The sequence below is a fragment of the Streptomyces sp. NPDC043896 genome, assembly GCF_056435605.1.
Genome location: NZ_JBWKEE010000026.1, coordinates 23,450 through 41,788, shown reverse-complemented (window position 1 = coordinate 41,788; position 18,339 = coordinate 23,450). Strand labels below are relative to the sequence as shown.

Here is an 18,339-nt window from a genome sequence, read left to right as displayed (position 1 = left end):
CCGCCCTGTGGACGGGGCCGGGCCCTCGCGGACGGTCGTGCCGTGGTCAGAGGTTCTGCTTGCGGATGATGTCCTCCAGCGACTCGGTGGGCACCTGGCCGTTCGGGGTCAGCTTGTCCACGGCCTGCGGGAGCGCCTGGGCGAGCTGGTCGGCGGCCTCGTCGGGGCTGACGCCCGCCTGCTGGGCCGCCTGGCGGAGGGTGTCGTCCGGCAGCGCCTCCTTGATCTGGGCGCCGCTGACGGGCTGGTTCTCACCGGTGCCGATCCAGGACTGCGCCTGGTCGGCGATGCCGGACTTGGTCAGCATGTCCAGCAGCCCGCCGAGGGGGTTGTTCGCGCCGCCGGCCGCCTGGGAGCCGCCGGCACCGCCGCCGAGCAGGGCGCCGAGCAGCGAGCCGAGGATGTTTCCGCCTCCGCCAGCCCCTCCGCCGGCGGCCGCGCCGCCGCTGCCGCTCTGTCCGCCGCCGAGGAGTCCGCCGAGGAGGGAGCCGAGGTCATTGCCCGCCATGGTCTGAGCCTTTCGAAGGAGGGCCGGGCACGCGCGTCGACGGCGGCCCGGCTTCGAGACACGGACAATGTCACCCATGTCACCCTTTACCGCCACTCGGCGCACACGCGGTGGTGGGGGGTGCGGTACAACCACCGGCATGATCTTCCACATCGTTCCGCTCGCCGACTGGAGCGCCGCGCCCGACTCCCCGTACGCCCCCGGCTCGCTCGCCGCCGAGGGGTTCACACACTGCTCGGCGGACCGCCCGACCGTGCTCGCCATCGCGGACTCCCGCTACCGGTCGGCGCCCGGCACCCTGCTCGCCGTGGAGCTCGACGAGGACGCCCTGACGGCGGAGGTCCGCCGGACCGGCCCCGGCGACCCGTACCCGCACGTCCACGGGCCGTTGAACCGCGAAGCCGTGCTCCGCGTGTGGGAGGTCGTACGCACCCCCGGCGGTCCGGCGGAACTGGTCCCCTGGCAGCCGGAGTGAGTCGGAAGGTGTGGCGGGCTTCTCCTGGGGCCCGTCGCACGCCAGGATGCACCTCGCGATCCCGGCCACCCAGCAAGGAGCCCCGCATGACCGACACGAACACCGCCCGGCGCACGGTACTGGCGGCCGGAGCCGCCGCTCTGGCGGGCGGCACCCTCGCCGCCTGCGGATCCGGCACGGAGCAGCCCGGCACCGGATCCGGCAACGCCTCCAGCCCGCAGACGGGCTCCGCCGCGCCGGGGACGGCCGCGCAGCCGCTGCTGAAGTCCTCGGAGGTACCGGTCGGCGGCGGCACGGTCCTCAAGGAGCAGAAGGTGGTGGTCACCCAGCCGACGGCCGGCTCCTTCCGCTGCTTCACGGCGGTCTGCCCGCACCAGGGCTGCCTGGTGAACAAGGTGGAGGACGGGACCATCGACTGCCCCTGCCACGGCAGCAAGTTCAAGGTCGCCGACGGGGCAGTGGTCAAGGGCCCGTCGACGAAGCCGCTCGAGGAGAAGAAGATCACCGTGTCCCCGGCGGGGGAAATCTCGCTCGCCTAGCCCGCTCCGCGCCGCCTACCCTCCCGGGATGGACGACCTCACCCTGGTCCGGGACCACACGATCTACGCCTGCGTGATGGGCTCCCGCGCCTTCGGACTGGCCACGGAGACGAGCGACACCGACCGGCGCGGTGTCTTCCTCGCCCCCACGCCGCTCTTCTGGCGGTTCGACAAGCCCCCGACCCATGTCGAGGGGCCCCGGGAGGAGGAGTTCTCCTGGGAGCTGGAGCGCTTCTGCGAGCTGGCCCTGCGCGCCAACCCGAACATCCTGGAGTGCCTGCACTCCCCACTGGTCGAGCGGATCACCCCGGCCGGCGAGGAACTGCTGTCCCTGCGCGGCGCCTTCCTCTCCCGCCGGGCCCACGCCACCTTCAGCCGCTACGCCGTCTCCCAGCACCGCAAGCTCCTCGCCGACGTCCGCCTCCACGGCGCCCCGCGCTGGAAGCACGCCATGCACCTGCTGCGGCTGCTGGTGTCCTGCCGCGACCTGCTGCGCACCGGCCGCCTGACGATCGACGCGGGACCGGAGCGCGAGCGCTTCCTCGCGGTGAAGCGCGGCGAGGTCGGCTGGGACGAGGCCGACGCCTGGATGACCCGTCTCGCCGAGGAGGCCGAGGCGGCCCTCGCCGGCAGCCCGCTGCCCGCCGAGCCGGACCGGGCCCGCGTCGCGGACTTCCTCCACCGCACCCGCCGCGCCTCGGCGGGCCTGCCCGGCCAGGGGGCGTCCGGCTAGGGGGTGTGCGGTGGCGTACGACGACTCGTCGAGCTCCTCGTACGCGCTCACGTACTCCGGCAGCGCGGAACCGGTCTGCGCCTCGAGGTCGACGGCCATGGCGTCCAGCACGGGTCAGGCGTCCCAGAGGGTGCCGAAGGCGAGGAGTTCCTCGCGGTACTCGATGCGGCCCTCCCAGTCGCGGGGCCAGACGTCCGCGCCGAGGTGTGCTCCGGCGAAGGCGCCGGCCAGGCAGGCGATGGAGTCGGAGTCTCCGGCGGTGCAGGCCGCGCGGCGCAGCGCCAGGAGCGGCTCGTCCGGGAAGAGCAGGAAGCACTGGAGGGCGGTGGCCAGGGCCTCCTCGGCGATCCAGCCCTGGCCGGTGGTCAGGCAGGGGTCGGTTTCCGGGGAGGGCTTGCGCAGGGCGTCCGCGAGGCGGTCGAGGACGGCCAGGCACTCGTCCCAGCCCCGGGCGATGAAGGACTCCGGGGAGGCGTCGGAGGCGGTGCGCATCCACAGGTCGCCGAGCCAGCGCTCGTGGTAGCGGGTGCGGTTCTCCAGGGCGTACGAGCGCAGCCGCCCGACCAGCCCCGTCACCTCGGTGCCCTGCGCGAGGAGGTGCACGGCGCGCGCGGTCAGGTCGGAGGCGGCCAGCGCGGTGGGGTGGCCGTGGGTGAGGGCCGACTGGAGCTGGGCGGCGCCCGCCCGCTCCTCGTCCGTCCAGCCGGGGACGAGGCCCACCGGCGCCACGCGCATGTTGGCGCCGCAGCCCTTGGAGCCGGTCTGGCTGGCGTCCCGCCAGTCGCGCTCGGGCCGGACCAGCAGGCCGCAGGCCGTCAGGCAGGTGTTGCCGGGGGCGCGGTTGTTCTCCGGGGAGTGGTACCAGTCGACGAACTCCTCGCGGACCGGCCGGGTCAGCCGCAGCGGGCCGACCGGGCCCCGTTCGGCCGCGGTCCGTATGCCGCGCGCCAGGGCCAGGGTCATCTGGGTGTCGTCGGTGACGATGGCGGGCCGGGGCAGCGGCATCTCGCGCCACGGGCCGGTCTTGGCGAGGATCGACGGGACGTCGCGGAACTCCGTGGGGAAGCCGAGGGCGTCGCCGAGGGCCAGGCCGATGAGGGCGCCCGTCGCGGCACGCTTGGTGGTGGTCACAGGGTGGGTCCTTCCGAGGGGCGGAGCAGGGGCGGGTGGAGGGTGGTCGCCGGGCCGGCCCGGTACAGGGCGGCGGGTTTGCCGCGGCCGCCGGTCAGCCGGGCGGCTCCGGGCACGGCTTCGACGAAGCCGGGGGTGGCGAGGACCTTGCGGCGGAAGTTGGGGCGGTCCAGGGAGGTGCCCCAGACGGTCTCGTAGACGGCCTGGAGCTCCCCGAGGGTGAACTCGGGCGGGCAGAAGGCGCTGGCCAGGCAGGTGTACTCCAGCTTGGAACCCACCCGCTGCCGGGCGTCGGCCAGGATCTGCCCGTGGTCGAAGGCGAGCCCCGAGGCCTCCCCCACCGGCACCCACCGGGCCCGGTCGGCGTCACCGCCGCCCTCCTCCGCCGGTTCCGGCATGTCGGGGACGAGCGCCGTGAACGCCACCGACACCACCCGCATGCGGGGGTCCCGGTCGGGTTCGCTGTAGGTGCGCAGCTGTTCCAGGTGCAGGGCGGTGACCAGTGCGGGCGGCAGGCCGGTCTCCTCGGCGAGCTCGCGGCGGGCCGCCGTCTCGGCGGACTCCCGGGGCAGGACGAAGCCGCCGGGGAGCGCCCAGGCGCCGGCGTACGGTTCCTGGCCGCGCCGGATCAGCAGGACGTGCAGGGCGCCGCCGCGCACGGTGAGGACGGCGAGGTCGACGGTCACCGCGAAGGGCTCGAAGGCGTACGGGTCGTAGGTCACCGGCGCTCCGGGAGGGGTGCCGCGAAGTGCCAGCCCTCGGCCAGCAGGCCGTCGACCGCCGCCACGGCCGCTGCGAGGCGGGTGGGCCGGTCCCCGCTCACGACCAGGAAACGCCTGCCGGTGCGGGCGAGTTCCCGGCGGAAGCGGGCGGTCATCCAGGGTCTGAGCTGCGGCCCGTCGCGCAGCCCGTCGTCTTCGAAGGGCACGCCCTCGTGGTCCGTCAGCAGGTACAGGTCGCGGGGACGGCGTGCGGCGATCCTTTCGACGTCCGCGTTGCGGCCGCCCAGGTAGCGCTCGTGCCAAATGCCGGTGGCGAAGGAGTCGGTGTCGCAGAAGAGCACCGGCGAGCCGAGCCGGGCGGCCCGTTCCTCCGCCTCGTCCTGGCGGCGGGCGATCACCGGGAACTCCCGCGAGGTGAAGGACATGTCCTCCCAGGAGGCCGCCGGGTCGACGGCGCGTGCGGCCGCGAGCTTCTCCTCGCTGTACTCGCGCCCGTACTCGGCGACCCAGCCGGTCTTGGCCCACACGCCGCCGCGCCGCCGGTAGTGCGCGGCCAGCTCCCGCGAGAGGGTGGTGGTCCCGGTGGACTCGGCGCCCAGGACGACGACCCGCCGGGTCAGGGCGGCGCGCACGCCGGGCCCGAGGAACTCCCAGGCGGCGGCCGGGTCCTCCCGTACGGCGGTGCCGGAGACCGGGAACAGGGTGCGCGCCGGGTCCACGCAGACCTCCTCGGCGCCGAAGCGGCGGGCGAGTTCGGTCCCGTACTCCTCGGAGGTGAAGACGGCGTCCACGGGCCGGCCCACGGCGCTGCGGAAGATCGCCATGTGGGCCTCCCAGACGGCGGGGTCGCGCAGGTCGACGGGGACGTCGTCGACCGCGCCGACGACCTCGGCCCCGGGGTGCTCCTCGCGCATCCAGGCCACCCGGTCGGCGAGCGGGACCGACTCGACGGAGGCGGCGCAGACCAGCACGGTCAGCCGCTCGCACTGGTCCTGGGCGGTGCGCACGAGGTGGTGGTGGCCGGCGTGCGGCGGGTAGAACTTGCCCAGCACCAGCCCGTGGCCGTACCGCTTGCCGCCGCTCATGCCGCCGCCACCGGGACCGTACGGGTGCCCCGCGCGGCGAGCGTGCGGCGCCAGCCGGCCAGCCCGGCCACGCACAGGGCGAGGAAGCCCGTGTAGAGGACGGCCGTGAGGTAGAGCCCCTTGTAGGCGTAGAGCGGGACGTAGACGAGGTCGGCCGCGATCCACAGCCACCAGGACTCCAGGAGCTTGCGGCACTGCCCGTAGGTGGCCATGAGGGAGAGGCCGGTGGTGAGGGCGTCCCAGAAGGGGACGGTGGAGTCGCTGACCCGGTCGAGCAGCAGGGTCAGGGCGGCGGTCCCCACCGCCCCCGCCACCAGCAGCCAGGCCCATTCGGCGCGCGTGGTGCGGCGCACCGGCAGGGTCCCGGCGGTTCCCGGTCCACCCCCGTGGGTCCAGGACCACCAGCCGTAGGCGGCGAGGGCGATGAAGACGATCTGGAGTCCGGCGTCGGCGTAGAGGCCCGCCCGGGTGAACAGCACGATGAAGAAGAGGTTGTTGGCGATCCCGACCGGCCAGTTGGCGATGTGCTGCCGGGCCACCAGCCAGACGCACACGGCGCCCGTGGCGAAGCCGAGGATCTCGGTCCAGCTCGTGTTCCAGCCCATGGAGGCCACCCGCTCCCTTTTATAGTCATGATGACTATAAACAGGTGCGGCGACCCCCGGCAAGGACACCGGGCGGCAGTGGCCGCAAACGCGGAAGCCCGCAGTGCCGGGGCACTGCGGGCTTCCGCGGAGAACGTACGGGGAGGGCTACAGGCCGACCTCGCGCATGAGCATGCCGACCTCGGTGTTGGTCAGGCGGCGCAGCCAGCCCGACTTCTGGTCGCCCAGCTCGATCGGGCCGAAGGAGGTCCGCACGAGCTTGTCGACCGGGAAGCCGGCCTCGGACAGCATGCGGCGGACGATGTGCTTGCGGCCCTCGTGGAGGGTCACCTCGACCAGGTAGTTCTTGCCGACCTGGTCGACGACGCGGAAGTTGTCCGCGCGGGCCCAGCCGTCCTCCAGCTCGATGCCGTCCTTGAGCCGCTTGCCGATGTCGCGCGGCAGGGAGCCGGTGATCGCGGCGACGTAGGTCTTCTGCACGCCGTACTTGGGGTGCGTCAGGCGGTGGGCCAGCTCACCGTGGTTGGTGAGGAGGATGATGCCCTCGGTCTCCGTGTCGAGCCGGCCGACGTGGAAGAGACGGGTCTCGCGGTTGGTGACGTAGTCGCCGAGGCACTGGCGGCCGTCCGGGTCCTCCATGGTGGAGACGACGCCGGCCGGCTTGTTCAGCGCGAAGAACAGGAAGGACTGCGTGGCGACCGTCAGGCCGTCCACCTTGATCTCGTCCTTCGGCTGGACGCGCTTGCCCTGCTCGGTGACGATCTCGCCGTTGACCTCGACGCGGGCCTGCTCGATCAGCTCCTCGCACGCGCGGCGCGAGCCCATGCCGGCCCGGGCCAGCACCTTCTGCAGGCGCTCACCCTCCAGCTCGGCGCCCGGGAAGGTCTTCGGGGTCTTGATCACGGGCTTGTCGGCGTACCGGTCGCGCACGCGCTCCTCGATCCGCGCGTCCAGCTCACGGGGGCGGGACTGGCCGCTGCGGCTGCCCGGGCCGCTGCGCGGGCCGCCGGCGCCGCCGATGCCGGGGGTGCGGGAGGGGGTACGGGGACCGCCCTTGGCCCCGCCGCGCGCCGCCGCGCCGCGGGCACCGCCGCCGCCCGGGCGGGCACCGCCGCGGCTGCGCTCGCCCTCGGGGCCCACGTCGTAGCGGCGCTCCTCGGGGCGCGGGTTGCGGGGACGCTGGGGAGCCTGGTCCCGGTCGCGGTCCCGGGAGCCGCCGGAGGAGCCGCCCCGGTAGCCGCCACCGCCGGAGCCGCCGGAGGAACCGCCCCGGTAGCCGCCGCCCGAGCCGCCGCCGGAGCCGCCCCGGTAGCCGCCACCGCCGCCGGAGCCGCCGCCCCGGGCGCCACCGCGCCCGCCGCCGCTGCCGCCGCTGTTCCTGTTGCCGCCACCGTTGCCGTTGCCGCTGCTTCGCATCAAAGTTCCGTCGTCTTGTCGTCGTCTACGTCAGTGTCCGGTGCGTCCGGATCGAACGACGGCACACCTTCTTGCGTCTCGGCTTCGATCGCGTCCGCCTCGGGAAGGAAGGGCGCGAGCTCCGGGAGCTCGTCCAGGCCGCGCAGGCCCATCCGCTCCAGAAAGTAGTTCGTCGTCCTGTACAGGATCGCACCTGTTTCGGGTTCCGTGCCCGCCTCGGCCACCAGACCCCTCTGCAGCAGGGTCCGCATGACCCCGTCGCAGTTGACCCCGCGGACCGCCGAGACCCGCGAACGGCTCACCGGCTGGCGGTACGCGACCACCGCCAGGGTCTCCAGGGCCGCCTGGGTGAGCCGGGCCTGCTGCCCGTCCAGGACGAAGGCCTCCATGGCGGCCGCGTACTCGGGCCGGGTGTAGAACCGCCAGCCCCCGGCGACCAGCCGCAGCTCGAAGCCGCGGCGCTGCGCGGTGTACTCGTCGGCGAGCTCGCCGAGGGCTTCGGAGACCTCGCGCGGGGTGCGCTGGAGCACCTTGGCGAGGTGCCCGGCCGTCGCGGGCTCGTCCACGACCATCAGGACGGCCTCCAGCGCGCCCTTCAGCCCGAGCCGGTCATCGGCCCCTGTCATTCCGCCACCTCCACGACCTGGTCGAACTCGTCCGTCACCTTCGGCATCCCGTCGCCGTCCCCGCCGCACCAGCGCACGGTGAGGGTGAGCAGGGCGTCTTCCTGGTCGAGGGCCACCGCCTTCTCCCGGTACAGCTCCAGCAGCGCAAGGAAGCGGGCGACGACGGTGAGGGTGTCCGGGGCGTCCTCGGTCAGCTCCTGGAAGGTCGCCTCGCCACGCGTCTTGAGCAGCCGTACGACGTGCCCCGCCTGCTCCCGCACACTGACGAGGGGGGCGTGGATGTGGTCCACGTACACCTGCGGCGCGGCCTTGGGCTGCAGGGCCCGCGCGGCGAGGCGGGCGAAGCCCTCCGCGCCGATGCTGATCACCACGTCGGGCAGCAGGTCCGCGTGGTGCGGCTCCAGCCCGACGGTGCGGGGGTGGCGCTTGCCCTCGGCCTCGGCGCGGTCCTGGAAGATCCCGGCGATCTGCTTGTACGCCTTGTACTGGAGCAGCCGGGCGAACAGCAGGTCCCGGGCCTCCAGCAGCGCGAGGTCGGCCTCGTCCTCGACCTCGGCTGCGGGCAGCAGACGGGCGGCCTTGAGGTCGAGCAGGGTGGCGGCGACCACGAGGAACTCGGTGGTCTGATCGAGGTCCCAGTCGGGCCCCATGGCCCGGATGTGCGCCATGAACTCGTCGGTGACCCGGGAGAGGGCGACCTCGGTGACGTCGAGCTTGTGCCGGGAGATCAGCTGGAGCAGGAGGTCGAAGGGCCCCTCGAAGTTGTGGAGCCGCAGCGTGAACCGACCGTCGCCCGCGGCGGCCGGCGGCACGGCATCCGGGGCCGGCCCGGCGCCGGCCTGCGGGGACCCGCCGACGACCAGCCGGCTCCCGTCGGCGCCCCCCACCGGCCCGTCGGCGGTCAGCCCGGGCTCTGCGGCGCCCTCGCCCCCGCCGGTCCCGGCCCCCGAATCCGCCGGCACCGGCCCCGACCCCACAGACGAACCGTCGGCGACCAGCCGGAGCCCGTCGACAGCCCCCACCGGCCCGTCGGCGGTCAGAGCGGGCTCTACGCCGCCCTCGCCCCCGCCGCCCACGGCCTCCGAATCCGCCGGTGCCGACCCTGCACCGCCCCACGGACCGTCGGCGGCCTGCGCGGGGCATGCGGCGCCCGCAGACGGGCCGCCAGGGGCCTGGGGGGCGAGCCGGGCTTGCGGGGCCCCGGTGGGGGCGCCAGGGGCCTCGGGGCTCTCCCCGGCCCCCTGGTCGGCCCCGAGCGGTTCGCGGGCCGCAGCGGGCGGCTCAGGGGCCTCCTGGGCCGCCCCTGGGCCTCGGCCCAGGCTCCGGCGGGCCGGGCGGGGGGCGTCTTCGTTCGGGGGCATCGCGGTCCAGGGTGGTACGGATCTTCGGCCGAGCGGCCATGGGGGCAGCCTAGGCCCTGGCCGGGCGGGTGCGCGTGTGCCGCTGCGCGGGGCCGGGTGCCCTGCCCGCCCTTCCACCGTCCCCCCGGGCTGCGCCCGGACCCTTCCGGGGCCCCGCGGTCGAACGCCGGCCGGGCTGGAACACCTCGGCGTTCGAGGCGCGGGCGCGGCAGCTCCGTGCGGTGATCCGCACCGGCACGCACCGCCGGAGTTCCTCGGGCCGCGCCGGCGGGCACGCAGTGCCGGGGAACTCCAGCCCCGCCGGCGTCTGAGGCGCGGGTCCGGGCAGCACCCGGGGAACGGTGGAAGGGCGGGCAGGGGACACGGCCCCGCGCAGCGGCCCACCACCCCGCACACGCCCACCAGCCCCGGCCATGGGCAGCGGCCCCGCCCCGCGCCGGACGGCCGGAGGCCATCGCGGCATCGCGTGGAAGCGGAAAGGGCCCGGGCCCTTTCGTCGACGTGGCGCCGGCCAGGCCCGCGGCGGCGGGTGCCGTGCGTCGCACGGCGGAGGGGCGCCCCGGTACCGGACGTACTCGGGCGCCCCGGCATCGCGGCGAGGTGCGGCCCGGCCGCTGGAGGCCGGGCGGAACGTCGCCGACAGGCCGTAGGGCCTGTCGTCAAACTGCCGTCGTCGCCCGGAGGGCGGCCCCGCGGCGTCTGGTGCGTGCTCTCGGCGTGCCGGGCGGCAGCCCTCGTACGGGACGTACTCGGGCTTCCGCCCGGTGCGGCGAGAGCGCGTGCCAGGCGTCGCGGGGCAGACGGAAGTTCGACGACAGGCCCTAGCGGCCCCGGAGGCGGCGGACCAGGATGCTCGCGTCGCCGCGCGACTCGAGGTCCGCCAGGACGACCGCGACCGCTTCGCGCACGATGCGGCCCCGGTCGACCGCCAGCCCGTGCTCCCCGCGGAGCACCAGACGGGCGTGCTCCAGGTCCATGAGCTCCTCCGCGGAGACGTAGACCGTGATCTTCTCGTCGTGCCGCTCGCGCCCGCTCGGCCGGCGGTTCGCGCCCCGGCCCTGCCCCTTGCCCTGCCGGGGTCCGGCGCTGGCAGAACCTTCCTGCGGCCTGCGCTGCGCGCCCACCGCCGGTTCCCCGGCCTCCCGGCCGCGGGCGTCACCCGTGGTCCGCGTCGTGCCGTCCGCCGGTGCGGCCGAGTGCTCCGTGCCCGCACCACCGCCCGCGCTCCCGCCCGTACCCGCGCCCCCGCCCGCCGGCGCCTCCTCGGCGCCCCGCCGCGGCGAGGACGACTGGAGGGCCATCCCCCCGGTCGTACGGAACAGTTCGTCGGCTCCGGGCAGACTCACTCGGCGGGACACCGGGCGAGCACCTCCCTGGCCAGCTGGCGGTAGGCGGCGGCGCCGACGGAGTTGGACGCGTACGTGGTGATCGGTTCGCCGGCGACCGTGGTCTCCGGGAAGCGCACCGTCCGGCCGATGACCGTGTGGTAGACGTGGTCGTCGAAGGCCTCGACCACGCGCGCCAGCACCTCACGGCTGTGCACCGTACGGGAGTCGTACATGGTGGCGAGGATGCCGTCGAGCTCCAGCTCCGGGTTGAGCCGCTCCTGGACCTTCTCGATCGTCTCCGTCAGCAGCGCGACACCGCGCAGCGCGAAGAACTCGCATTCCAGCGGCACGATGACCTTGTGAGCCGCCGTCAGGGCGTTGACGGTCAGCAGGCCGAGCGAGGGCTGACAGTCGATCACGATGTAGTCGTAGTCGGCCATCAGGGGCTTCAGCGCCCGCTGGAGGGTCGACTCGCGCGCGACCTCGCTGACCAACTGCACTTCGGCGGCGGACAGGTCGATGTTGCTCGGCAGCAGGTCCATGTTGGGGACCGCGGTCTTGAGCAGCACCTCGTCGGCCGACATGCCCCGCTCCATGAGCAGGTTGTAGACCGTCAGGTCGAGTTCCATCGGGTTCACGCCGAGACCCACGGACAGCGCGCCCTGCGGGTCGAAGTCGACGAGCAGCACGCGGCGCCCGTACTCGGCGAGAGCGGCACCCAGGTTGATGGTCGACGTGGTCTTGCCCACGCCGCCCTTCTGGTTGCACATCGCGATGATCTTCGCCGGACCGTGGTCGGTCAGCGGACCCGGGATGGGGAAGTACGGCAGCGGCCGTCCGGTCGGGCCGATCCGCTCGCGGCGCTGGCGGGCAGCGTCCGGGGCGAGGGTGGCCGCGTACTCGGGGTCGGGCTCGTATTCCGCGTCGGGGTCGTAGAAGTGCCCCTCGGGCACCTGGTCGTAGTCGGCGAAACCAATGGGCGTATCGCCACCGTGGTCGCCGGCCGTGGAGTTCACGTCTAGGCCGTCCATGCTCTTTTGGGGCGTCGTCATGTGCTGGTGGTTTGCGAAGGTGCGGACCGCGACGGAGCCGACGGCTTCCAGCCCGGCAGGACCCTGTCCCCGCTCAGGCGTCCCTGCTCGACCACCTCCAGGAGCAAATGTCGACTCATTCACAAGTCGTCTTACCTCCTCGGACGTGACCAGGACACTTATCGATAGGTCAGCGTTGCACCATGCCGACGGTTGGCGACTCTATGGCGTGTCACCGCCCAGCGGCAACACAATCCGCCGGACCCGGCACGATGTGTCGGCAACCGAACACCACTCTGTCAAGGGCGTGCGCGCTGTCACTGCGAAGTTTCGCGGGTGTGCGAAAGGGTTAAAGGGTTACGTTCGAGGCGAGTTGAGCGGGCTCCGCGGACATGCCGCAAACGCGTCCGGCCGGACCTTGCGGGCAAGGTCCGGCCGGATACGTGAGATTGACGTCAGTCGTTGACGGTTCAGCCGAGCAGCGTGCTGAGCTCGAGGGTCTCCAGGCCGTGGGCCTCGGCGACGGGACCGTAAACGACCTTGCCGTCATGGGTGTTGAGGCCCAGGGCCAGCGCCGGGTCACGGCGCAGCGCCTCGACCCAGCCGAGGTTCGCGAGCTGCACGATGTACGGCAGGGTCGCGTTCGTCAGGGCGTAGGTGGAGGTGTTCGGAACCGCGCCCGGCATGTTGGCGACGCAGTAGAAGACCGAGTTGTGGACCTGGAAGGTCGGCTCGGCGTGCGTGGTCGGACGGGAGTCCTCGAAGCAGCCGCCCTGGTCGATGGCAATGTCGACAAGGACACTTCCGGGCTTCATCTTGGCGACGAGCTCGTTGGTGACCAGCTTCGGGGCCTTCGCACCCGGGATCAGCACGGCGCCGATGACGAGGTCCGCCTCGATGACGGCCTTCTCCAGCTCGTAGGCGTTGGAGACGATCGTCTTGATCTTCGTGCCGAAGATCTTGTCGGCCTCGCGGAGCTTGTTGATGTCGCGGTCGAGCAGGGTCACGTGGAAGCCCATGCCGATGGCGATCTGCGCCGCGTTCCAGCCGGAGACGCCGCCGCCGATGACCACGCACTCGCCGGCGTGGGTGCCGGGGACACCGCCGGGGAGGACGCCGCGGCCGCCGGCCGAGCGCATCAGGTGGTACGCGCCGACCTGCGGGGCCAGGCGGCCCGCGACCTCGGACATCGGGGCGAGCAGCGGCAGCGCGCGGTTGGCGAGCTCGACCGTCTCGTACGCGATGGCGGTGGTGCCGGACTCCAGCAGGGCGTCCGTGCACTCGCGGGAGGCCGCCAGGTGCAGGTAGGTGAAGAGGGTCTGGTCCTTGCGGAGGCGGTGGTACTCCTCCGCGATGGGCTCCTTGACCTTCAGCAGCAGGTCCGCGGTGGCCCAGACCTCGTCGGCGGTGCCGAGGATCTCGGCGCCGGCGGCGACGTACTCGGCGTCCGTGATCGAGGAGCCGACACCGGCGTTCTGCTCGATGAAGACCTGGTGGCCGTTGCGGACCAGCTCATGCACGCCGGCGGGCGTGATGGCGACCCGGAACTCGTTGTTCTTGACCTCGCGGGGGATGCCGACCTTCATCGTCGATCACGGTCCTTGGCTCAGGGGATTTTACGGGCACTTCCATACATACCCGCCCACAAGAACGCGCAACGGGATGCACCACTGATGTCGTGGTGAAGCCAGTCTAATGAAGGATGAGGCGCTGTCTAGCCTTGCAAACCAATAATCTCAGTCGGATGCACTACGGATTTCGCAGGCTGCGGGGTCATCTCCCAGCAATCTGTCGGCAGCCGAACGGTGCAGTCTCGCCGCCGCGGGGTCGCCCAGCCGGTCCAGCGTGTCGGCCAGCCGCACCTGGAGCGCGGCCTGAAGACGCTGGTCCCCGGCCCGGCGCGCCAGCTCGATGGCCTCGCGGCAGGTGTGCAGGGATTCCTCCGGCCGGCCGGCGTACTCCTGGACCCGCGCCATCTCGCTCAACGCCTTTGCCTGGCCCGGGACATCGGCCAGGCGCCGGTAGCCCGCGGCGGCCGCCCGCCAGCTGCGCAGGGCCTCCCCGTAGCGGCCCGCGTAGGTGTGCACGTTGCCCAGCCGGCCGTAGAGCCGGGCCTCGTCCTGCCGCTCACCGCGCGCCAGCGCGTGGGCCAGGGCGCGGCCGAACCAGTCGGAGGCGCGGGGCCAGTCCGCCAGCTCCTGGTACGCGCCGCCTACGGATTCCATCGCGCGGCCCGTCGCGTACGGGTCCTTCGCGGCCTTCCCCGCGCCCAGCGCGGCCCGGTAGCGCTCCAGCGCCTCCTGGGTCCGGCCGGTCTCGGCGTCCAGGTCGGCCAGGTTCAGCAGGGCGGCGGCCCGCTCCCGGTGCAGGCCGCGCCGCTCGGCCACGTCCAGCACGAGGCGGTGCAGGCCGTACAGCTCGGGGGCGGCGGCCTCGGTGCCCCGGTGCCCGGCCAGGGCCCGGACCAGGGCGGAGACCAGCCTGCGGGCCAGGGTGTCGAGGCCGCCGTCGGCCACGGCCAGGTGCGCGGCCGCGGTCAGCGCGGGCAGCCGGGTGTCCAGCCAGGTGGAGGCCGCTCGCCGGTCCGGGAAGCGCAGGGCGCGGGGCGTCCCGTCCAGGTGCTCGCGCAGCAGGCCGTCGTCGTCCTCGTCGGTGTCGGCCATGGCCCGGCACGAGGTCAGCAGCCGTACGGTCCGCTCCAGCATCCGGGCCCGCGCCAGCTGCACCTCGGCGGGCCGCTCCTTGGTCTCCAGCAGGGCCTGGAGGAAGGGGGCGAGGCAGCCGGGGAGCAGGAAGAGGCCGTCCGGGGCGTGCCGTACGAGGCCCAGCGCGGCGAAGTCCTCCAGGGTGGACTGCGCCGCGGCCACCGAGCAGCCGGCCAGGGCCGAGGCGGTGTGCGAGTCGAGGAACCCGGCCGGGGCGAGCGGCAGCAGGTGCAGGGTGCGGCGGGCGGGCTGCGGCAGGGACTCGTAGACGAGGCGGAAGGCGCGGCCCAGCGGGCCGGTGGTGCCCGGGGGCATCTCGTGGAGCTGCTTGGCCAGGTCGGCGACGGCGGCCTTGGGGTGGGCGGCGAGCCAGCCGCCGGCGAGGGCCAGCGCGGCGGGCAGCCCCCCGCACTCCTCGGCGAGGGTCTCGGCGGCACGGGGGTCGACGGTGACGCGGGTGTCGCCGATGATCCGGGTGAGCACGCCGACGGCGGAAGTGGTGTCGAGGCCGCCGAGGGTGCAGGGGCGGACGTCGGGGATCCCGGTGAGCGGGCCCTCGGCCGTGACCACGACCAGGCACTCGGGGGTGTCGGGGAGCAGGGCGTCGACCTGGTGCGGGTCGGCGGCGTCGTCGACGAGCAGGATCGCCCGCCGGTCCTTGAGGGCGTCCCGCAGGGCGGCGCTGAGGTCGTCCTCGCCGGCGCCCGGCGGGGTGCGCTCCCCGAGTCCCTCCAGCAGGGTCCGCACCGCCCGCTCGGTGGCGAGGGGCTCCCCGCCGGGCTGGGTGAGCCGCACCCGGAGCAGGCCGTCGGGGTACTGGGCGGCCACCTCGCGCACGAACGCCTCGGCGAGCGCGGTCCGCCCGGAGCCTGGGCGCCCGGCGATCAGCAGCACCCGCGCGCGGGGTGCCTTCGCCTTGCGGCCCGAGAGGGTGTCGAGCCCGGTCCGCGCGATGTCCTCGCGCAGCTCCTTGAGCTCACGCCGCCGCCCGACGAAATCCGCCACGGATCCGCTCCTCTCCCTGCCTTCGGGTTGCTGAGCGTAGTTCACGCAGAGCGACGGCCTGTGGGGAGCGCGGCCCGTAGATCGCCCGATCGGATCAGCCGATGTACCTATTTACCGAGCCGCCGCCCAGGCCGGGGCCGGGCCGAGGGGGCGGGTGGCCGTGACCGGGGCCGGGCCGGCGGGGCGGGGCGGCCGTGACCGGGGCCGTGAGAGTGGGGCGGGGCGGCCGTGACCGGGGTCGTCGGAGTGGGGTGGGTGGGCTGGGGTGGACGGGTCGTCTGCCGGTGGCTGGCCGCTGCGCGGGGCTGGTCCCCTCCCCGCCCTTCCACCGTTCCCCGGGCTCCGCCCGGACCCGCGCCTCACACGCCGGCGGGGCTGGAAGGGCCCGGGGCCGCGCCCCGGACCCGTTGCGCTCAAACGCCGCGCGACGTTCGAGACGCGGGGGTCTGGGGGCGGAGCCCCCTGGGAACGGGCGAAGGGCGGGTAGGGGGCCTCGCCCCGCGCAGCGGCGACCCCGCCCCGCGACCGGCACCCGGACCCGGCAGCCGTCGCGCCGGGAAGGGGTCAGGCCTCGTACGGCCGGGCCGGCCAAGGGGCGTCGGCGGGGCGGAGAGCCTCGGAACCGCCCTCGGAGGCGAGGGCTGCGGTCAGCGCCAGGACGCCCGTGACCAGCGCCGGGTTGCCCAGCTCGCCGGCCAGGACGCCGCGGACGAGGTCCTCCCGTCCGACCCACTCCACCTGCATGTCGGCCTCCTCCGAGGAGGTCTCCGCGTACCGCTCGCCGTCCGCCTCGGCCACGTCCCGCGCGAGGAAGATCCGGATCGCCTCGTCGGAACCGCCCGGAGAGGCGAAGAAGTCGGCCAGCACCCGCCAGTCCCCCGCCTTGACGTGGGCCTCCTCGTACAGTTCCCGCTGCGCCGCGTGCAGCGGGTTCTCCCCCGGTACGTCGAGCAGCCCGGCCGGCAGCTCCCACAGGCGGTGCCGGACGGGGTGGCGGTACTGCCGGATCACCAGCACCCGGTCCGCCTCGTCCAGGGCCAGCACGCACACCGATCCCGGGTGCACCTGGTAGTCGCGGCGGGCGACCGAGCCGTCGGGCATCCGTACCTCGTCGGAGTCCACCGCCGTCTTGGCGCCCTGGAAGGGGCGACTGGTCGACAGCGTCTCCCAGGTCTCCGACGTGTCCTTGATGGCGATCCCCATGGCCAGTGCCCTCCACAACGTGCGACAGCCGGGTACGGATGATCCGTACCCGGCCGCCTACGTTACCCAGCGTCAGCTATCGCGCGTCAGCCCTGCTGCTGGCGCTCCACCGCGGCCTTGACCAGGCCCGCGAAGAGCGGGTGCGGCCGGGTCGGGCGGGAGCGGAGCTCCGGGTGGGCCTGGGTGGCCACCAGGTAGGGGTGCACCTCGCGCGGGTACTCGACGTACTCGACGAGCTTGTTGTCCGGGGAGGTGCCGGAGAAGACCAGGCCGGCCTTCTTCTCCAGCTCGCCGCGGTAGGCGTTGTTGACCTCGTAGCGGTGGCGGTGGCGCTCGTCGACGTACGCGTCGCCGTAGACCTCGCGCACGATCGAGCCCTCGGCCAGCTTGGCCGTGTACATGCCCAGACGCATGGTGCCGCCCAGGTCGCCCGCGCCCTCGACGAAGGCCAGCTGCTCCTCCATGGTCGAGATGACCGGGTGCGGGGTCGAGGCGTCGAACTCGGTCGAGTTCGCGCCCTCGATGCCCGCCAGGTTGCGCGCGGCCTCGATGACCACGCACTGCAGGCCCAGGCACAGGCCCAGCAGCGGGATCTTGTTCTCGCGGGCGTAGGTGATCGCGCCGACCTTGCCGTTGACACCGCGGTCGCCGAAGCCGCCGGGCACGCAGATCGCGTCCACGTCGCCGAGCTGCGCCGCGGCACCGGCCGGGGTCTTGCAGTCGTCGGAGGTGACCCACTTGATCTGGACGCGGGCCTTGTTGGCGAAACCGCCGGCGCGCAGCGCCTCGGTCACCGACAGGTAGGCGTCGGGCAGGTCGATGTACTTGCCGACGAGCGCGACCTTGACCTCGTGGTCGGGGTTGTGGACGCGGTCCAGCAGGTCCTCCCACACCGTCCAGTCGACGTCGCGGAAGGGCAGGTCGAGCTTGCGGACGACGTACGCGTCCAGGCCCTCGGTGTGCAGCACCTTCGGGATGTCGTAGATCGACTTGGCGTCGATCGCCGCGACCACGGCCGCCTCGTCCACGTCGCACATCAGCGAGATCTTGCGCTTGATGGAGGTGGGGACGTCGCGGTCGGCGCGCAGCACGATGGCGTCGGGCTGGATGCCGATGTTGCGCAGCGCGGCGACGGAGTGCTGGGTGGGCTTGGTCTTCAGCTCGCCGGAGGGGCCGATGTAGGGCAGCAGCGAGATGTGCACGACGAAGACGTTGTCGCGGCCGACCTCGTGGCGGACCTGGCGGACGGTCTCCAGGAACGGCAGCGACTCGATGTCGCCGACCGTGCCGCCGACCTCGGTGATGACGACGTCGACGTCCTCGGTCGCCATGCGGCGGATGCGGTGCTTGATCTCGTTGGTGATGTGCGGGATGACCTGCACGGTGTCACCGAGGTACTCGCCGCGGCGCTCCTTGGCGATGACCGTGTTGTAGACCTGGCCGGTGGTGACGTTGGCCGAGCCGTCGAGGTCGACGTCGAGGAAGCGCTCGTAGTGGCCGATGTCCAGGTCGGTCTCGGCGCCGTCGTTGGTGACGAACACCTCGCCGTGCTGGAAGGGGTTCATCGTGCCGGGGTCGACGTTCAGGTACGGGTCGAGCTTCTGCATCGTGACCCGCAGGCCGCGCGCCTTCAGCAGGGCACCCAGGCTGGAGGCCGTCAGGCCCTTGCCGAGGGACGAAGCGACACCCCCGGTGACGAAGATGTGCTTGGTCGTCATGGATTTGGGCGGCATCGCCAAGAGGGGGCTCCCGTGGTCGCGAGGTGAGGTGCGTCCGGCGACTTCTCCCGTTTCCGGGGGTGCCGAAGCTGCGGTTTCGGGGCCCCTGATTCGCACAGGCAGACCACCGGTCCACGGGGTACCAGCC

The 18,339-nt window shown here is 73.5% G+C and carries 17 protein-coding genes; 3 read left to right on the top strand and 14 right to left on the bottom strand.

Annotated features, from left to right (window positions below):
- Positions 1 to 46 precede the first annotated feature (46 nt).
- Positions 47 to 508, bottom strand: a complete 462-nt coding sequence (locus AC069X_RS30800; protein ID WP_478733668.1) for a YidB family protein — start codon at positions 506 to 508, stop codon at positions 47 to 49.
- 139 nt (positions 509 to 647) lie between these two features.
- On the opposite strand from AC069X_RS30800, the gene AC069X_RS30795 reads away from it, so the two are divergent.
- The 3 genes from AC069X_RS30795 to AC069X_RS30785 all read left to right on the top strand — a co-directional run bounded on the left by AC069X_RS30795 (position 648) and on the right by AC069X_RS30785 (position 2,255).
- Positions 648 to 983, top strand: a complete 336-nt coding sequence (locus tag AC069X_RS30795; protein WP_478733666.1) for a DUF952 domain-containing protein — start codon at positions 648 to 650, stop codon at positions 981 to 983.
- An 86-nt stretch (positions 984 to 1,069) separates the two neighbouring features.
- Positions 1,070 to 1,522, top strand: coding sequence for a Rieske (2Fe-2S) protein (locus AC069X_RS30790; protein ID WP_478733664.1), 453 nt, complete (start codon positions 1,070 to 1,072; stop codon positions 1,520 to 1,522).
- 28 nt (positions 1,523 to 1,550) lie between these two features.
- Positions 1,551 to 2,255, top strand: coding sequence for a nucleotidyltransferase domain-containing protein (locus tag AC069X_RS30785; RefSeq protein ID WP_478733662.1), 705 nt, complete (start codon positions 1,551 to 1,553; stop codon positions 2,253 to 2,255).
- A 114-nt stretch (positions 2,256 to 2,369) separates the two neighbouring features.
- Here AC069X_RS30785 and AC069X_RS30780 read toward each other — a convergent pair whose 3' ends face one another.
- The 13 genes from AC069X_RS30780 to AC069X_RS30720 form a co-directional block, all read right to left on the bottom strand.
- Entirely contained in the window at positions 2,370 to 3,386 is a 1,017-nt protein-coding gene (locus AC069X_RS30780) for an ADP-ribosylglycohydrolase family protein (protein ID WP_478733660.1), read from the bottom strand.
- A complete protein-coding gene (locus AC069X_RS30775) occupies positions 3,383 to 4,141 on the bottom strand; it encodes an NUDIX hydrolase (RefSeq protein ID WP_478733788.1) in 759 nt (252 codons plus the stop codon). The genes AC069X_RS30780 and AC069X_RS30775 overlap by 4 nt, the downstream gene beginning before the upstream one ends.
- Positions 4,105 to 5,193: an AAA family ATPase gene (locus AC069X_RS30770; RefSeq protein ID WP_478733658.1), complete on the bottom strand. Its 1,089-nt coding sequence runs from the start codon at positions 5,191 to 5,193 to the stop codon at positions 4,105 to 4,107. Before AC069X_RS30770 ends, AC069X_RS30775 begins: the two co-directional genes overlap by 37 nt.
- Positions 5,190 to 5,798, bottom strand: coding sequence for a nicotinamide riboside transporter PnuC (gene pnuC / locus AC069X_RS30765; protein WP_478733656.1), 609 nt, complete (start codon positions 5,796 to 5,798; stop codon positions 5,190 to 5,192). The genes AC069X_RS30770 and pnuC overlap by 4 nt, the downstream gene beginning before the upstream one ends.
- 147 nt (positions 5,799 to 5,945) lie before the next feature.
- On the bottom strand, positions 5,946 to 7,214 hold the full coding sequence (locus AC069X_RS30760; protein ID WP_478733654.1) for a pseudouridine synthase: 1,269 nt from the start codon (positions 7,212 to 7,214) through the stop codon (positions 5,946 to 5,948).
- On the bottom strand, positions 7,214 to 7,840 hold the full coding sequence (scpB, locus tag AC069X_RS30755; protein ID WP_478733652.1) for an SMC-Scp complex subunit ScpB: 627 nt from the start codon (positions 7,838 to 7,840) through the stop codon (positions 7,214 to 7,216). Before scpB ends, AC069X_RS30760 begins: the two co-directional genes overlap by 1 nt.
- Complete coding sequence (locus AC069X_RS30750; RefSeq protein WP_478733650.1) at positions 7,837 to 9,201, bottom strand: segregation and condensation protein A; 1,365 nt, start codon at positions 9,199 to 9,201, stop codon at positions 7,837 to 7,839. The genes scpB and AC069X_RS30750 overlap by 4 nt, the downstream gene beginning before the upstream one ends.
- A gap of 821 nt (positions 9,202 to 10,022) precedes the next feature.
- Positions 10,023 to 10,559, bottom strand: coding sequence for a hypothetical protein (locus AC069X_RS30745; RefSeq protein ID WP_478733649.1), 537 nt, complete (start codon positions 10,557 to 10,559; stop codon positions 10,023 to 10,025).
- Complete coding sequence (locus AC069X_RS30740; RefSeq protein ID WP_125604141.1) at positions 10,544 to 11,704, bottom strand: ParA family protein; 1,161 nt, start codon at positions 11,702 to 11,704, stop codon at positions 10,544 to 10,546. Before AC069X_RS30740 ends, AC069X_RS30745 begins: the two co-directional genes overlap by 16 nt.
- Positions 11,705 to 12,030: 326 nt before the next feature.
- Positions 12,031 to 13,146, bottom strand: coding sequence for an alanine dehydrogenase (ald, locus tag AC069X_RS30735; protein WP_470846182.1), 1,116 nt, complete (start codon positions 13,144 to 13,146; stop codon positions 12,031 to 12,033).
- Positions 13,147 to 13,296: 150 nt separating this feature from the next.
- A complete protein-coding gene (locus AC069X_RS30730) occupies positions 13,297 to 15,315 on the bottom strand; it encodes a tetratricopeptide repeat protein (protein ID WP_478733646.1) in 2,019 nt (672 codons plus the stop codon).
- Positions 15,316 to 15,834: 519 nt separating this feature from the next.
- Positions 15,835 to 16,467, bottom strand: a complete 633-nt coding sequence (locus tag AC069X_RS30725) for an NUDIX domain-containing protein (RefSeq protein ID WP_478733786.1) — start codon at positions 16,465 to 16,467, stop codon at positions 15,835 to 15,837.
- 92 nt (positions 16,468 to 16,559) lie between these two features.
- On the bottom strand, positions 16,560 to 18,206 hold the full coding sequence (locus tag AC069X_RS30720) for a CTP synthase (RefSeq protein WP_125818989.1): 1,647 nt from the start codon (positions 18,204 to 18,206) through the stop codon (positions 16,560 to 16,562).
- Between the last annotated feature and the right edge of the window lie 133 nt (positions 18,207 to 18,339).

Coding starts and splice junctions, on each gene's coding strand:
- AC069X_RS30720 (WP_125818989.1), bottom strand. CDS start 18,206: ATGCCGCCCAAATCCATGACGACCAAGCACATCTTCGTCACCGGGGGT.
- ald (WP_470846182.1), bottom strand. CDS start 13,146: ATGAAGGTCGGCATCCCCCGCGAGGTCAAGAACAACGAGTTCCGGGTC.
- AC069X_RS30785 (WP_478733662.1), top strand. CDS start 1,551: ATGGACGACCTCACCCTGGTCCGGGACCACACGATCTACGCCTGCGTG.
- AC069X_RS30800 (WP_478733668.1), bottom strand. CDS start 508: ATGGCGGGCAATGACCTCGGCTCCCTCCTCGGCGGACTCCTCGGCGGC.
- AC069X_RS30795 (WP_478733666.1), top strand. CDS start 648: ATGATCTTCCACATCGTTCCGCTCGCCGACTGGAGCGCCGCGCCCGAC.
- AC069X_RS30770 (WP_478733658.1), bottom strand. CDS start 5,193: ATGAGCGGCGGCAAGCGGTACGGCCACGGGCTGGTGCTGGGCAAGTTC.
- AC069X_RS30750 (WP_478733650.1), bottom strand. CDS start 9,201: ATGCCCCCGAACGAAGACGCCCCCCGCCCGGCCCGCCGGAGCCTGGGC.
- pnuC (WP_478733656.1), bottom strand. CDS start 5,798: ATGGGCTGGAACACGAGCTGGACCGAGATCCTCGGCTTCGCCACGGGC.
- AC069X_RS30760 (WP_478733654.1), bottom strand. CDS start 7,214: ATGCGAAGCAGCGGCAACGGCAACGGTGGCGGCAACAGGAACAGCGGC.
- AC069X_RS30790 (WP_478733664.1), top strand. CDS start 1,070: ATGACCGACACGAACACCGCCCGGCGCACGGTACTGGCGGCCGGAGCC.
- scpB (WP_478733652.1), bottom strand. CDS start 7,840: ATGACAGGGGCCGATGACCGGCTCGGGCTGAAGGGCGCGCTGGAGGCC.